At 70.9% G+C, this 14,935-nt stretch carries 13 protein-coding genes; 3 read left to right on the top strand and 10 right to left on the bottom strand.

Annotated elements, in window-relative coordinates; translation table 11 throughout:
* Positions 1 to 2: 2 nt before the first annotated feature.
* The 3 genes from CP980_RS23050 to CP980_RS23040 are packed head-to-tail and all read right to left on the bottom strand — an operon-like array spanning position 3 to position 4,635.
* On the bottom strand, positions 3 to 827 hold the full coding sequence (locus CP980_RS23050) for an HAD family hydrolase (protein ID WP_150528974.1): 825 nt from the start codon (positions 825 to 827) through the stop codon (positions 3 to 5).
* Positions 824 to 3,421 carry a phosphoribosyltransferase gene (locus CP980_RS23045; protein WP_373312941.1) on the bottom strand — a complete coding sequence of 866 codons (2,598 nt, stop codon included), beginning with the start codon at positions 3,419 to 3,421 and terminating at the stop codon, positions 824 to 826. The genes CP980_RS23050 and CP980_RS23045 overlap by 4 nt, the downstream gene beginning before the upstream one ends.
* A gap of 47 nt (positions 3,422 to 3,468) precedes the next feature.
* Entirely contained in the window at positions 3,469 to 4,635 is a 1,167-nt protein-coding gene (locus tag CP980_RS23040; protein ID WP_150528973.1) for an HpcH/HpaI aldolase/citrate lyase family protein, read from the bottom strand.
* Positions 4,636 to 4,828: 193 nt separating this feature from the next.
* On the opposite strand from CP980_RS23040, the gene CP980_RS23035 reads away from it, so the two are divergent.
* A complete protein-coding gene (locus CP980_RS23035) occupies positions 4,829 to 5,611 on the top strand; it encodes a TerD family protein (protein WP_132755572.1) in 783 nt (260 codons plus the stop codon).
* Positions 5,612 to 5,678: 67 nt separating this feature from the next.
* Here the strand turns inward: CP980_RS23035 and CP980_RS23030 are convergent, their stop codons facing one another.
* The 6 genes from CP980_RS23030 to CP980_RS23005 all read right to left on the bottom strand — a co-directional run bounded on the left by CP980_RS23030 (position 5,679) and on the right by CP980_RS23005 (position 10,237).
* A complete protein-coding gene (locus CP980_RS23030) occupies positions 5,679 to 6,428 on the bottom strand; it encodes a TerD family protein (protein ID WP_132755570.1) in 750 nt (249 codons plus the stop codon).
* Between the two features lie 118 nt (positions 6,429 to 6,546).
* Positions 6,547 to 7,662 (bottom strand): DUF475 domain-containing protein, encoded by a 1,116-nt coding sequence (locus CP980_RS23025; protein ID WP_132755568.1) that lies wholly within the window; start codon positions 7,660 to 7,662, stop codon positions 6,547 to 6,549.
* 25 nt (positions 7,663 to 7,687) lie between these two features.
* On the bottom strand, positions 7,688 to 8,263 hold the full coding sequence (locus CP980_RS23020) for a TerD family protein (RefSeq protein WP_030160469.1): 576 nt from the start codon (positions 8,261 to 8,263) through the stop codon (positions 7,688 to 7,690).
* A gap of 157 nt (positions 8,264 to 8,420) precedes the next feature.
* A complete protein-coding gene (locus tag CP980_RS23015) occupies positions 8,421 to 8,996 on the bottom strand; it encodes a TerD family protein (protein ID WP_030160471.1) in 576 nt (191 codons plus the stop codon).
* A 207-nt stretch (positions 8,997 to 9,203) separates the two neighbouring features.
* Positions 9,204 to 9,662, bottom strand: a complete 459-nt coding sequence (locus CP980_RS23010; protein ID WP_053688415.1) for a peroxiredoxin — start codon at positions 9,660 to 9,662, stop codon at positions 9,204 to 9,206.
* Between the two features lie 149 nt (positions 9,663 to 9,811).
* Positions 9,812 to 10,237 carry a DUF3052 domain-containing protein gene (locus CP980_RS23005; RefSeq protein WP_030009300.1) on the bottom strand — a complete coding sequence of 142 codons (426 nt, stop codon included), beginning with the start codon at positions 10,235 to 10,237 and terminating at the stop codon, positions 9,812 to 9,814.
* A 445-nt stretch (positions 10,238 to 10,682) separates the two neighbouring features.
* Here CP980_RS23005 and aceE point away from each other — a divergent pair, with 445 nt between their 5' ends.
* Complete coding sequence (gene aceE, locus CP980_RS23000; protein ID WP_132755566.1) at positions 10,683 to 13,415, top strand: pyruvate dehydrogenase (acetyl-transferring), homodimeric type; 2,733 nt, start codon at positions 10,683 to 10,685, stop codon at positions 13,413 to 13,415.
* Between the two features lie 191 nt (positions 13,416 to 13,606).
* Entirely contained in the window at positions 13,607 to 14,413 is an 807-nt protein-coding gene (locus CP980_RS22995; RefSeq protein ID WP_132755564.1) for a potassium channel family protein, read from the top strand.
* On the opposite strand, the gene CP980_RS22990 is transcribed toward CP980_RS22995, so the two are convergent.
* Positions 14,394 to 14,795: a peptidase inhibitor family I36 protein gene (locus CP980_RS22990; RefSeq protein WP_132755562.1), complete on the bottom strand. Its 402-nt coding sequence runs from the start codon at positions 14,793 to 14,795 to the stop codon at positions 14,394 to 14,396. The genes CP980_RS22995 and CP980_RS22990 overlap by 20 nt on opposite strands.
* Between the last annotated feature and the right edge of the window lie 140 nt (positions 14,796 to 14,935).

The following is a 14,935-nucleotide window of genomic DNA, read 5'->3' as shown; positions in this document are numbered from 1 at the left end:
CCCTACCGGCCCGACTCCCGGGTCACCGCCGTCGCGAAGGCCCGCACGATCTCCTCGCCCGCCACGACGCCCGCCGCCGCCAGGGCGGTGACGTTCGGCGCCGTCCAGCCCGCGTCGGCCAGCTCCCCGTGCCCCGGCCGCCAGGCGGCGTCCGCCGCCAGCAGCAGGTCCGCGTCCAGCAGGGAGTCGCCCGCGGCGAGGGTCGTGGTCGCGCCCGTACGGCGGGCCACCTCGCGCATCGCCGCGCTCTTGGTCAGCGGCCGCGGCACGGCGTAGATCTTGCGGCCCTGGAGGGAGACGGTCCAGCCCCGGCCCTCGGCCCACTCCGTCAGCGCCTTGACCCACTCGTCCGGGACCAGGGCGCGCTCGACGACCAGGTACGTGAACAGGTCCTCCGCGATCCGCGCCTTGCGCAGCCACGCCGCGTCCGCCGTCTCCAGCAGGTGCGCGTGCACCTCCTCCAGGGGGGCGCACTCCCGCGCCAGCCGCGCCGCGACCTGACGCCGCCAGTCCCGGTCCGGGACCCCGTCCACCAGCAACTGCCCGCCGTTGGCGCAGATCGCGTACGGCGCCGGCCGCCCCGGGAAGCGGATGCGCTGGTACTGCTTGCGCGTACGGGTCGTCGTCGGGACGAAGACCACCGCGGGATCGGCCGCCAGCCCGGTCAGCAGCGCCGCCGCCGTCTCCGTCATGTACGACAGCGGCTTGCTCTCGTGCACCTCCACGCACAGCAGCCGCGGGGCCACCGGATCGGGCATGGTCAGGCCGAGCGCGGCCGCCGAGTAGATGAGCGTGCGGTCGAGATCACTGGCTACCAGGACAGTCACTTGGAGGTCACGGCCTTTCCGTCGGCGCCGGTCGCGCCACGCGTGAAGCGGGGGTGGATGAGTCCTACGCAGGTGTACGGCAGCCCGTCGACCTCTTCGACCGGCACGCCCCGCTGCTCGGCGAGCAGCCGTACGTGGTCCAGGTCCGCCCCGGCGCCGCGCTGCGCGAGGATCTTCCACGGCACGCGCCGCAGCAGCACCCGCGTCGTCTCGCCGACTCCGGGCTTGACCAGGTTCACGTCGTGGATGCCGTACTCCTCGCTGATCCGCTCGACGGCCGCCCAGCCCTCCCAGGTGGGGGTCCGGTCTGCGGCGAGGAGCTCCTTGACCTCGGCGTCGACGGCCTCGGCCACCTCGTCGAAGCGGGCGGCGACGGTGTCGATGAAGCCGGTGGAGACGTCGGCTCCGGCGAGCTCGCGGTAGAACTTCGCGCCGTGGAAGTCGGCGGGTCCGACCAGGTCGGACCTGAGGACCGTACGCGAGATCAGTCCGGAAACGGTGGAGTTGAGGCAGGCGGAGGGGATCAGGAAGTCCTCGCGGGTGCCGTACGTGGACACGCAGGAGCCGGGGTCGGCGAGGACGACGATCTCCGGGTCGAAGGCCGGGCCCCCCGCCTCCTGCTGGGCTTCCAGCGCGGCGGCCAGCTCGCGCGTGATGGCCCCCTTGCCCGTCCAGCCGTCCACGAAGACGATGTCGGCGGGGTCGTGGTGGGCCGCCAGCCAGCGCAGCGCGTTGGGGTCGATGCCGCGGCCGCGCACGATGGAGACGGCGTAGTGCGGCAGGTCCAGGCCGTGCCGGGCCCGGGCCCAGCGGCGCATGAGGACGCCGACGGGGGTGCCGGCGCGGGCCAGCGAGACGAGGACCGGGGAGGGGGACCGCTCGGCGAGGACGGTCTCGGTGACCGTGCCGACGGCCCGGGCGATGCGGGCGGCCGAAGCGGTCAGCGCGCTCCGGTAGAGCTCCTGGTACTGCGGGGAGGGCTGGTACTCGACGGGCAGCGACTCGGCGTAGTGCGCGCCGCCCGCCTGGATGGCCTCCTCGCGCTCCTCGGTCGGGGCCTCCAGCGCCACGTCGGAGAGGTCCTGGAGGAGCCAGCCGCAGTCCTCGGGGGCGTACGAGGAGAAGGCGGGTCCGCGCAGCGGCTCGGGCAGGAGCGAGGGCTCGGGCATGATCGGCTCCTGCCGGTCGGAGGACGCGGGGGGCGTGTACGAGGGGACCAGCGCGAGCAGGACCCGGCCGGCGTGCGGGGCCAGGCGCGCGAGGAGCCCGTCGGGGGCGTGCAGCGCGGCGGTGTCCCCGTGGCTGTCGACGACGGCGACGACGGTGTCGAAGCCGGCGCCCGCGACGTTGTAGGCGTACCGGTCGCCGGGCCCCTCGGCGGTGGGGGTGCCCCCAGAGGTAGCCGGGGGAGCGTCGTGCGCGGGGAAGACGAGCCGGGAGCGGATGGCGTAGCCGGGGTCGTCGACGGCGAGCACCGGGGAGCGGGTGGTGGTCGAGAACCGCACCTCGGCGGCTGCCCCGGACTCCTCCAGGGCCCGCGCGAGGCGCAGCGGCGCGTACATCAGCTCTTCGTTGCCGAGTACGAGGACCCGCCCGGGCCCGGCTCCGATCGCGTCGGCGAGCTGCCGGGTCAGGGCGGGCAGGGCGGCTTCGAGCCGGGCGCGGTGCTCGGGGGTGAACCCGTGCCGGCCCCCGTCCGGGAGCCCGGCGGGCCAGTCCAGCTCGACGCGCACGACGGCGGCCGGGGACCCGGCGGCGCCGGACCCGGGCTCACGGAACCCGGCCGGACCCGACCCGGCCGGACCTCCCGCGCTCTCGCGCTCGTACTCCTCGACCAGAGCCTGTCCCTTGGCCAGGACCCCCTCGGGGAGGTGCACCGTCCCGGAGGCGAGCGCGATCAGGTCGACGCGCGCGCCGATCTCGGCGGCGAAGGCGGTCAGGCGCTCGCGGTCGGCCGGGGAGCGCATGTCGACGAGGGCGACGACCACGTAGTGGCCGCGGGGGTGGCGGGCGTGCAGGTCGCGGATGGTGTTCAGGACCGTGTTGCCGGTGGAGAACTCGTCGTCGACGAGGACCAGCGGCCCGTCCCCGGCCAGCAGCTTCGGGTCCTGCGGCAGCAGCAGGTGCGAGGTGGCGTGCGAGTGGGCCTCCTCGAACCCGCCGGCCGGCTCGACACCGGGCACGGGGCGGCGGGTGGAGTGCAGATAGGGGGCGGCGCCGAGCCCGTCGGCCACACAGTGCCCGAGCCCGGTCGCCGTCTCGGCGTACCCGAGGACCACCGCCGTGGCGGCGGCCTCCTCGCCCAGCAGGGCCCGCACCCGCTCGCCGAGCCCGTGCCCGGCCGCGTAGACGGCCTGCGGGGACTGCGGGACGTGCTTGCCCAGCACCTGCGAGACCAGCAGGTGGGCCCGCTTCGGATTGCGCCGCAGGGCGAGCCCGAGCAGTTCGTCCAGCCTCGGCGATCCCGGGTCGCCGGCCTCCTCCAGGCGTACGCCCAGCCGCTTCGCCACCCAGGTTCCCGACCACACCGCGTCGATCGTCTCGCCCTTCTCCGTCGTCACCGTCGTCATCTCCGCCGTCATCGCCGTCGTCATCGCCGTCATCTCCGTCGCAGGTCCGCTCGCGGCGGTCGAGGGCGAGCTCACAGCTGGAGCCCGGCCGTGAGCAGGTCGACGAAGCCGACCTCCTCCTTGGCCACACCGAAGACCTCGGCGCGCAGCATGGTGCGCTCGGCCCAGGCCCGGTGGGGCTTCACCTCGTTCATCTTGTTCGTGTAGGCGGAGCGCATGACCCCGCCGCCGCCGCGCTCGGGGCGCAGGATGTCCTGGGCGTCGCTGAACTCCTCGTGGGAGACCACCGACAGCGCGTGGACGGGCGTGACGTGGGCGGGGTGGATGCAGGTCTTGCCCAGGAGCCCGTTGGCCCGGTCGAGCTCGACCTCGCGCAGCAGCCCGTCGAGGTCGTGCTCGATGAGGGCGGTGCGCAGTTCCTCCGCGCCTTCCTGGAGGAAGGGGCTGCGGCGCAGCTGGGGCTTGAAGAGCCTCTGCTGGTGGCGGAAGTACTCCCAGACGGGTCCGGTGACGGTGAAGCCGGTGCCGTCGGCGCGGCTGAGCACGTTCACCACGTCGGCGATGACCCCGGCGACGATCTGCACGTCGTAGGCGGTCATGTCGGGGGTGCGGCGCAGTCCGTAGACCGAGCAGAAGTCGGTGACGCCCAGGCGCAGCGCCAGGACCCGCTCGCGGTACCGGTTCACGGTGCGGGAGATGCCGGCGAGGGCTTCGACGCGGGTTTCGAGGTGGAGGAGGTCGGGGGTCTCCAGGACGGGCATCGCGTACAGCGGCTGCCCTGCGCCGGCCGCCTCGGCCTGGGCGACGGCGTCGAGGAAGGCGGTTCCGCGACTCTCGGTGAACTTGGGGAGTACGAATCCGGCCAGTCTGCGCGCGGAGCCGCCGAGGCGGTGCACGAGGTCGGGTATCTGCTCGGGGGTACGGACCCGGATGAAGAGGAGCGGGAGCTCCCCGCCGTCCGCGTCGAGGGTCGCGAACTGCCGGACGAGGTTCTCCTCGGCGTCGGCGACCTCGGCGTCGCTGATCGAATCCTCCAGGCAGAGGACCATGGAGACGACTCCGCGGGCGGCCTGCTTGTGGACGTCGGCCGAGAGGTGGGGGCGGGTGGCGGGGCTGTAGAGGGTGGCGCCGAGGGCTGCGGCGAGAATGCGGGCGGGAGAGTCGGCGGTGAATTCGGCCGGCTCCTGGTGGAAGAGGTCCTTGCGGACGGTGGGTGATATGTGCCCGAAGTGACGCATGCGCTTCCCTCGTACTGCCTCGGCGCCCCAGTGGCGTGGCCGGTAATAGTACGTACGAACCTGAGTCAAGAGTTCCTCAAGCACATGAAGTTCAGGTAACCCTCTTGCACGATGCCCAGGTCTCTCGTCCGGGACAAGGCCCTGCGGGGGGCCGCGTTGTTCCGCGCCGCCCCGGGAGGGCAGGATGACGGGCATGACGCACGCGATGCAGAAGGGCTCGAACATCCCGGTGACCGCCGTGGCGGTCCGGGCGGTGCTGCGCTGGACCGGCGGCCCCGAGGTGCCGGACGTCGACGCCTCGGCGCTGCTCGTGGGCCCGGACGGGCGCGTGCGCTCGGACGAGGACTTCGTGTTCTACAACCAGCCCCGCCACCCCTCGGGGGCCGTCTGGCGGCTCGGCAAGAAGCAGCTGGGCGAGGGGATCACCGACGCCGTGCAGGCGGACCTGCGGGCGGTGCCCCCGGTGGTGGACCGGATCCTGGTGGTCGCCTCCGCCGAGGACGTGCCGTTCCAGCAGGTCAGGGATCTGCGGATCCTGCTGTACGACGCCACGGCGACCGGCGGCTCCGAGCCGCTGGCCTTCTTCGACGTGCGGCCCGAGACCGGCGCCGAGACGGCCCTGATCTGCGGGGAGCTGTACCGCCGCGGCGACGGGTGGAAGTTCCGCGCGCTGGGCGAGGGGTACTCGAACGGCCTCGTCGGGCTGGCGACCGACCACGGGATCTCCGTGGACGAGAACGCCGCCGAGGACGCGTCGGGGGCCGCCCCCGCCGCCGGGGCGGGCGACGAGCAGACGGCCCTGATGGCCCCGCCGGTCCCGCAGCAGGCCCCGCCGGCACCGCTGACACAGGCCCCGCCCGCCGCGCAGCCCGCGTACGGGTACCCGCAGCCGGTCTCCCCGGCCCCGGTGCCGGTCCCGGGCGGCGACCCGGCGTTCCGGCTGCCCGTACAGGGCCCGCAGTTCCTGCGCCGCTGACGGGGCTGCTGCTCCCGGGGCCGGGCCCGCTGACGGGACCGGGCCCCGGTTCAGGCCACGGGTCCCGTCAGGCCTTGGTGCTCTTGTAGCCCCGCCCCCACTGCAGGCCCCACCCGTACAGCCGGTCCAGCTCGGCCTGGAACCCGTACACGAACTTCACCTCGCGCCGCACGATCAGCTCGCCCCTGACGTGCTCCATCGAGAGCACCGCGCAGGAGCGGGCCTGCGGCTGCCGCTCCTCCAGCGGGATCTCGATCCGGGGCCCGGTGATCGGGTAGAGGGTGACCATCGCGTGCGTCCGGTCGAAGGCCGGGGTCTGGTCGTAGATGTAGACGAACACCAGCAGGCGCTTGATCTCGTCCGCGTGGTCGAGGTTGACGAAGACCGTCTCCCCCGACGGCGCCCCGAACCGGTCGTCGCCGCTGAGCTTCACGTACGGCGGGCTGTTGATGTCCCCGTGCAGGTTGCCCAGCGGCTGGACGACGCCACGGGTCCCGTCGGACAGCTCGTAGAGGCACCCGAGGTCGAGGTCGACGTTGACCATGCCCTGGGTGTGCGCCTGCACCATGTCGGGCTTGAACAGCTTGAACGGGTGGCGCAGGAGCCGGCTGCCCTCGCCGCCGCGGCCCCCTATGTCCGAGCTGCGCATCCGCCAGGACAGGTTGACCCGCAGGTTCCCGTGGACGGCCCCCTGTTTGCTGAGCGACACCGTCGGATGCCGCTTGGTCAGCTCGATCGCGGCCGAGGCGCTGCCCGAGTCGAACTGCAGGGCGCGGCTGCCCCTGATCCCGTCGAAGAATCCTTCGAAGAGTCCCATCTCCCCTGTCCCCCCTCATGTGGTGTAGGCGGGGCGGCCTACGCGGACGGGGCGGCCCGGCAGTCCGCAGACCCGCCCGGCCGCCCCGCAGTTGGAGCGTTCCGCATTAGCGCCGTGATCATGCCTCGGCGGTGGAACCCTCCAGTTCCAACCGCTTGTTGCGGCGCACCGAGGACCAGAACGACCAGGCGATGAGGATCACGCCGACGAGGCCGGTGATGACCTCGTTGATCTCGTACTGGATGGTGACGAGCAGGATGACGGCGAGCGCGCCGATGGCGTAGTGCGCGCCGTGCTCCAGGTAGACGTAGTCGTCGAGGGTGCCCTGGCGGACCAGGTAGACCGTGAGCGACCGGACGTACATGGCGCCGATACCGAGGCCGAGGGCCATCAGCACGATGTCGTTGGTGATGGCGAAGGCGCCGATGACCCCGTCGAAGGAGAAGGAGGCGTCGAGGACTTCGAGGTAGAGGAACATGAAGAAGGCGGCCTTGCCCGCCATGGCGACGGCCGAGACGGGCTTGCCGCTCTTCTTGGCCGCTTCCTCGGCTTCGTGCTCGGCCTCTTCCTCCTCTTCGAGTCGGTTCTCGAAGTAGCCCGAGAGACCGCCGACGATCATGTACGTGATCAGGCCGGCGATGCCGGAGACCAGGACGGTCTGTGCCTTGTCCACGTGGGCGCCGCCGTGCTGGTGGGCGTTGGCGGCGAAGGTCGCGGAGGTGATCAGCAGGACGATCAGCGCGATGCACGCCGACAGCATGTCGATCTTGCCGAGCTTGGCGAGCGGCCGCTCCAGCCATGCGAGCCACTTGATGTCCCGGTCCTCGAAGATGAAGTCGAGGAAGATCATCAGAAGGAACATGCCGCCGAAGGCCGCGATCGCCGGGTGGGCGTCCGTGACCAGCTGCTGGTACATGTCCTTGTCGTTGAGCGCCAGATCGACGGCCTCGACGGGCCCGATGCCGGCGGTGACGGCGACGATCACGACGGGGAAGACCAGGCGCATGCCGAAAACGGCGATGAGCACGCCGACGGTGAGGAAGATCTTCTGCCAGAAGGCATTCATCTTCTTCAGGATTCCGGCGTTGACCACCGCGTTGTCGAAGGACAGCGAGATCTCAAGGATGGACAGGATCGCGACGATCCCCAGTCCGGTCATTCCCCCGTAGAACCCCGCTGCGACCAGACCGAGCGCAGTGACTGCGAACGACCAGCCGAAGGTTTTGAGAACCACTGGCACCCCATCGTCTTGTACGGCTTTACGAAACGTTGACCCCGAAGTCTAGAGCGATGCCCCGGAGCCCCGACGCGTACCCCTGTCCCACCGCCCGGAACTTCCATTCGCCGCCGTACCGGTAGACCTCGCCGAAGATCATCGCGGTCTCGCTGGAGGCGTCCTCGGTGAGGTCGTAGCGGGCCAGTTCCTGGCCGTCCGAGTCGTTGACCACGCGGATGAAGGCGTTGCTGACCTGGCCGAAGCTCTGCCGGCGGGCCTCCGCCTCGTGGATCGAGACCGGGAAGACGATCTTGTCGACCTCGACCGGCACCTTGGTCAGGTCGATGATGATCGATTCGTCGTCGCCCTCACCCTCGCCGGTGAGGTTGTCCCCCGTGTGTTCGACGGAGCCCTCGGGGCTCTTCAGGTTGTTGTAGAAGACGAAGTACGCGTCCCCCAGGACCCGGCCGTCGCGGCAGAGCAGCGCGCTGGCGTCGAGGTCGAAATCGGCCCCCGTGGTCGAGCGCGCGTCCCATCCGAGACCGACCAGGACCCGGGTGAGGTTCGGTGCGGCCTTGGAGAGGGAGACGTTGCCCCCCTTGGCGAGTGTGACGCCCATGTTGTGGTCCTCCCCGGACGACGTGGTGATCGCGGCGCGCCCCGCGTGGCGGGCCGCCGGTGGAGCTCGGCGGTGCACCCCCGGGGCGCACCTCCGCAAAGCACGTCCGGCGCCGTACACACAGTGCACGGCGCCGGACGGGTGACTGCTGGCAGGCTCAGACGTTGACGCCGAAGTCCTGGGCGATGCCGCGCAGGCCGGAGGCGTAGCCCTGGCCGATGGCGCGGAACTTCCACTCCGCTCCGTTGCGGTACAGCTCGCCGAAGACCATGGCGGTCTCGGTCGAGGCGTCCTCGGAGAGGTCGTAGCGGGCGAGCTCGCTGTTGTCGGCCTGGTTCACGACGCGGATGTACGCGTTGCGGACCTGGCCGAAGCTCTGCTGGCGGCTCTCGGCCTCGTAGATCGAGACCGGGAAGACGATCTTGGCGACATCGGCCGGGACGCCGGCCAGGTTCACCTTGATCGCCTCGTCGTCGCCCTCGCCCTCACCGGTGGTGTTGTCACCGGTGTGCTCGACCGAGCCGTCCGGGCTCTTCAGGTTGTTGAAGAACACGAAGTTCGAGTCGTTGGCGACCTTGCCCTGGTCGTTGGTCAGGATCGCGCTGGCGTCGAGGTCGAAGTCGACACCGGTGGTGGTGCGAGCGTCCCAGCCCAGACCGACGATGACCGCCGTCAGATTCGGCGCGGCCTTGGTCAGCGAGACGTTTCCGCCCTTGCTGAGGCTGACTCCCACGGGTCCTCCATTGGGTTCATGTGTGGGGCGGTGCCCCGTCGTGCGGTTTCTACCGGGATCAACGCTTCGATCCTAGTGACGGGTTCCCGCCTCTCGGCGTCTTTCCCGGTGAACAGTTCCCGGAACCCGCCCGAAGTGCGGCGATTGTGCCGCGGTACGAGGGATTCCGGGGCTGCCGGGGTCTCTCCGGGGTGTCGCGAGGACTCCTCAGAGGCTGTCGAGGGCCTTGATGTACTCGTTCAGGTCACGCGCGTCGGGCAGGCCGTTGACGACGGTCCAGCGCACGATGCCGTCCTTGTCGATGATGAAGGTGCCGCGGACCGCGCAGCCCTTCTGCTCGTCGAAGACGCCGTACGCGCGGGAGGTCTCGCCGTGCGGCCAGAAGTCCGAGAGGAGCGGGTAGTCGAGGTTCTCCTGCTCGCCGAAGACGCGCAGGGTCGGGACGGAGTCGTTCGAGACCGCGAGGAGCTGGACGTCGTCGTTCTGGAACCGCGGCAGCTGGTCGCGCAGCTCGCACAGCTCGCCGGTGCACACGCCGGTGAAGGCGAACGGGTAGAAGAGCAGCACCACGGCCTTCTCGCCGCGGAAGTCGGAGAGCCGCACCGTGGCGCCGTGGTTGTCCTTGAGCTCGAAGTCCGGGGCCTTGCTGCCGACCTCGATCGCCATCTCTCGCATCCCTTCGTTCCCGCATCCCTGCGTTGGGCTGTTCGGGTGGGTCCAGCCTAGGCCGACGAGGCCCTTGGAACGCACGCACCCCGCCGACCGGAGGGAATCCGGCGGGCGGGGTGCGTGTCCGCTTGGCTGCGGGGCGCGGCTCAGCGCTTGGCCTTGGCGGCCTTCGGCGTCACCAGCTTGGTGGAGGTCCACTCCTTGCCGACGGGCAGGCCCTTGGCGAGGGAGAGGCCGGCCGTTTCGGCTGCCTCGCTGATGTCGCTGGCCTCGACGTAGCCGTCACGGCCCGTCTTGGGCGTCAGCAGCAGGATCAGTGCGCCGTCCTCGACCAGCTCGGTCGCATCGACCAGGGCGTCCGTCAGATCGCCGTCTTCGTCGCGGAACCACAACAGCACCGCGTCGGCGACGTCGTCGTAGTCCTCGTCGGCGAGCTCGCTGACGAGCTTCTCGACGGCGTCACGGAATTCCTGATCGACGTCGTCGTCGTAGCCGATCTCCTGGACCACCTGTTCGGACTGGAAACCCAGCCGGGCGGCCAGGCTCTCCGCGTGGTCCGCGGTCGCGCTCACGGGGTGCCTCCTGCTCATGTTCGGTGAATGTCTTCGGCGGCGCGCGTACGCGCAGCATTGGGCGTAGTCCACACGGGCGCGGCGGATCGCGCAAGTACCCGGCCGTCGAGACCGTCGAAACGGTGACGATTACGGCCGTCTCGCCGCAACTTTCAGCCTTCCCGTGGGGACGTCTGGTGATTCATCCCACACCATTCCAGCTCATTCGGCATCATCGGCGCCGCTCGGCGGCTTTCCTACCTGTTTGAGGGACGAACGGTCATGCGAGCCCGCTGATCTTCCGGGGCGTAGGGTGGCGATCGGCCGGACCTGACGCTCACGGCGCCCGAATCTCCGCGGACTCCAGTGATTACCCAGTGGTACGGGTGACGATTCGGACCGAGCGTAAGACGATGGGAGGCGGCGAAACCCCATGGCACGACTCCCCTGACAGCGAAGGAACAGCGTGGCTTCCGCATCCGATCGCAATCCGATCATCATTGGCGGCCTGCCGAGCCAGGTCCCGGACTTCGATCCGGAGGAGACGCAGGAGTGGCTCGACTCCCTGGACGCAGCCGTCGACGAGCGGGGCCGTGAGCGCGCCCGCTACCTGATGCTGCGGCTGATCGAGCGGGCCCGCGAGAAGCGCGTGGCCGTGCCCGAGATGCGCAGCTCGGACTACGTCAACACGATCGCCACCAAGGACGAGCCGTTCTTCCCCGGCAACGAGGAGATCGAGCGCAAGGTCCTGAACGCCACCCGGTGGAACGCGGCCGTCATGGTCTCGCGCGCCCAGCGTCCGGGGATCGGCGTCGGCGGCCACATCGCCACGTTCGCCTCCTCCGCCTCGCTCTACGACGTGGGCTTCAACCACTTCTTCCGGGGCAAGGACGAGGGCGACGGCGGCGACCAGATCTTCTTCCAGGGCCACGCCTCCCCCGGCATCTACGCGCGCGCCTACCTCCTGGACCGGCTCTCCGAGCAGCAGCTCGACGCGTTCCGGCAGGAGAAGTCGAAGGCCCCGTACGGCCTGTCCAGCTACCCGCACCCGCGGCTGATGCCGGACTTCTGGGAGTTCCCGACCGTCTCGATGGGCCTCGGCCCGCTCGGCGCGATCTACCAGGCCCGGATGAACCGGTACATGGAGGCGCGCGGGATCGCCGACACCTCGAAGTCACACGTTTGGGCGTATCTCGGAGACGGCGAGATGGACGAGCCGGAGTCGCTCGGCCAGCTGTCGATCGCCGCCCGCGAGGGCCTGGACAACCTGACCTTCGTCGTGAACTGCAACCTGCAGCGGCTCGACGGACCGGTGCGCGGCAACGGCAAGATCATCCAGGAGCTGGAGTCGCAGTTCCGCGGCGCCGGCTGGAACGTCATCAAGCTCATCTGGGACCGCTCCTGGGACCCGCTGCTGGCCCAGGACCGCGACGGCATCCTGGTCAACAAGATGAACTCGACGCCGGACGGGCAGTTCCAGACGTACGCGACCGAGACCGGCGCGTACATCCGCGACCACTTCTTCGGCGACGACCAGCGGCTGCGGGCGATGGTCGAGAACATGAGCGACCAGCAGCTGCTGCACCTGGGGCGCGGCGGCCACGACCACAAGAAGATCTACGCGGCGTACGCGGCGGCCAAGGCGCACAAGGGCCAGCCGACGGTGATCCTGGCGCAGACGGTCAAGGGCTGGACGCTCGGCCCGAACTTCGAGGGCCGCAACGCGACGCACCAGATGAAGAAGCTGACGGTCGACGACCTCAAGCGCTTCCGCGACCGCCTGCACATCCCGATCACCGACGCGCAGCTGGAGGACGGCGCCCCGCCGTACTACCACCCGGGCAAGTCCTCGCCGGAGATCCAGTACATGCACGACCGGCGCAGCTCGCTGGGCGGCTACGTGCCGACCCGCGTGGTGCGCGCGAAGCCGCTGCAGCTGCCGGACGAGAAGACGTACGCGGCCGCCAAGAAGGGCTCGGGCCAGCAGTCGATCGCCACGACGATGGCGTTCGTGCGCATCCTGAAGGACCTGATGCGGGACAAGGAGATCGGCAAGCGGTTCGTGCTGATCGCCCCGGACGAGTACCGCACGTTCGGCATGGACGCCTTCTTCCCGAGCGCCAAGATCTACAACCCGCTGGGCCAGCAGTACGAGGCGGTCGACCGCGACCTGCTGCTCGCGTACAAGGAGTCCCCGACCGGCCAGATGCTGCACGACGGCATCTCGGAGGCGGGCTGCACGGCCTCGCTGATCGCCGCGGGTTCGGCGTACGCGACGCACGGCGAGCCGCTGATCCCGGTCTACGTCTTCTACTCGATGTTCGGTTTCCAGCGCACGGGTGACCAGTTCTGGCAGATGGCCGACCAGCTGGCGCGCGGTTTCGTCCTGGGCGCGACCGCGGGCCGGACCACCCTGACGGGTGAGGGCCTCCAGCACGCCGACGGTCACTCCCAGCTGCTGGCGTCGACCAACCCGGGCTGCGTGGCCTACGACCCGGCGTACGGGTACGAGATCGCCCACATCGTCCAGGACGGCCTGCGCCGCATGTACGGGCCCGAGGCCGAGGACGTCTTCTACTACCTGACCGTCTACAACGAGCCGATCCAGCACCCGGCCGAGCCGGCCGACGTCGACGTCGACGGCATCCTCAAGGGCATCCACCGGGTGGCCGCGGGCTCGGCGGGCTCCATCGGGGCGCAGATCATGGCCTCGGGCGTGGCGGTGCCGTGGGCGCTGGAGGCGCAGCGGATCCTCGCCGAGGAGTGGAACGTACGGGCGGACGTCTGGTCGGCGACCTCCTGGAACGAGCTGCGCCGCGAGGCCGTGGAGGTGGAGGAGCACAACCTGCTCCACCCGGAGGAGGAGCAGCGCGTCCCGTACGTGACGCGGAAGCTGTCGGGTGCCGAGGGGCCGTTCGTGGCGGTCTCGGACTGGATGCGCTCCGTCCCGGACCAGATCTCGCGGTGGGTTCCCGGCGCGTACACCTCGCTGGGCGCGGACGGCTTCGGCTTCGCGGACACGCGCGGCGCGGCACGGCGCTTCTTCCACATCGACGCGCAGTCGGTGGTGCTGGCGGTGCTGACCGAGCTGGCCAAGGAGGGCAAGATCGACCGTTCCGCGCTGAAGCAGGCGGTGGACCGCTACCGGCTCCTGGACGTGTCGGCGGCCGACCCGGGCGCCGCGGGCGGCGACGCGTAGCACCGCGGCGCTGCGCGGGGCGGGGCGGGGCGGATGACCGACGGCGGCGGGCCGGGGCGTGCGGGAGTGCGCCCCGGCCCGCCGCCGTTGCGCCGGTCGCCGCAGCGCTGCGCGGGCCGCAGCAGCAGTGCGCGGACCGTCGCAGCAGTGCGCGGGCCCGTCCGCTTTACCTGTTCCTTAACATGCTCCGTATGAAGGAACCCTCCCGCCAGCTGCGGTGGGAGCGGCGGAGCCAGACCCCGCTGCTCGTGCTCGCCGCGGCCTTCACCGTCGCCTACGCCGTGCCGATCGTCGTGCCCGACGCGGACGCGGCCGTGCACCGGGCGTGCTCGGTCACCGAGTGGGTGGTGTGGGGGGCCTTCGCCGCCGACTACCTGATGCGGCTGGGGCTGTCGACGGCCAAGAAGGCGTTCGTACGGACGCACTGGCTGGACCTGGGCGCGGTGCTGCTGCCGATGCTCCAGCCGCTGCGGCTGCTGCGGCTGGTGTCCACGCTGCTGCTGGTGGGCCGGCGGGCCCGGATGGCCCCGCAGATCCGGCTGACCACGTACGTGGCGGGGGCGGTGGTCGGGCTGCTGATGTTCGGCTCGCTCGCCGTGCTGAGCGTGGAGCGGGACGCCCCGAACGGGAACATCAAGAACCTGGGCGACGCCGTGTGGTGGAGCTTCACCACGATGACGACCGTCGGGTACGGGGACCACTCCCCCACCACCGGGCTCGGCCGGGTGCTCGCGGTGGGGCTGATGCTGTCGGGGATCGCCCTGCTCGGTGTGGTGACCGCGAACATCGCGGCCTGGTTCATCTCCCGGTTCGAGCGGGACGACCGGGTGGAGCGGGCGCAGACCGCCGCGATCGCCGAACTGGCCGCGGAGGTACGGGCGCTGCGCGCCGAGATCGGGCGGCTCGGCGGCGCGGCCGCCCCGGGCGCGGGGGCCGACGTACCGGCCCCGGTGCCCGAGGCGGCCCCGGCGGAGGCCGCTAGCGCTCCCACACCTTGAAGGCCCGGACCAGGTAGGGCGATTCGGGCAGCCAGACCCCGTCGCCGGGGTAGGTCTGGAACTCTCCGGTCTCCTGGCACTCGGCCGACTGGTAGGTGGTCACCGGCCGGCCGGTGCGGTTGACCAGCGACTGGGCGCTGGTTCCGGCGGGCAGCGCCGTACAGCTGTTGATGTCCAGGGTGCTCAGCTCGTGGGCGTGCCGGGTGCCCTTGAACTCGGGCTTCGCCCACAGGCACAGCTGCCCGGTGGCGCAGGCGGGCGCCTTGCCCGGCGGCGGACCGGCGGCGTGTGCGGCGCTCGCCGTACTCGGGATGAGTGCGGCGAGGGCCAGGACGGTCGCGGCCAGGACGGTGGTGGACCGTGCGGGTGAACTCGTACGCATGACAGGTCAACTCCTTGTGGACGACGCCACCCCGGACCGGTTCCGGGGCGCTTCGGGAACCACGCTGACCTGCGAGGACGGCCGGGCGGAAGGGGTCTTCGGCCGGTCCACCCGGATAGGCGACAGCCCCGCCGGAACAC

This window comes from Streptomyces vinaceus (genome assembly GCF_008704935.1).
GTDB lineage: Bacteria > Actinomycetota > Actinomycetes > Streptomycetales > Streptomycetaceae > Streptomyces > Streptomyces vinaceus.
The sequence above is the reverse complement of the archived record's forward strand: the minus strand, read 5'-3'. Positions and strand labels throughout refer to the sequence as shown.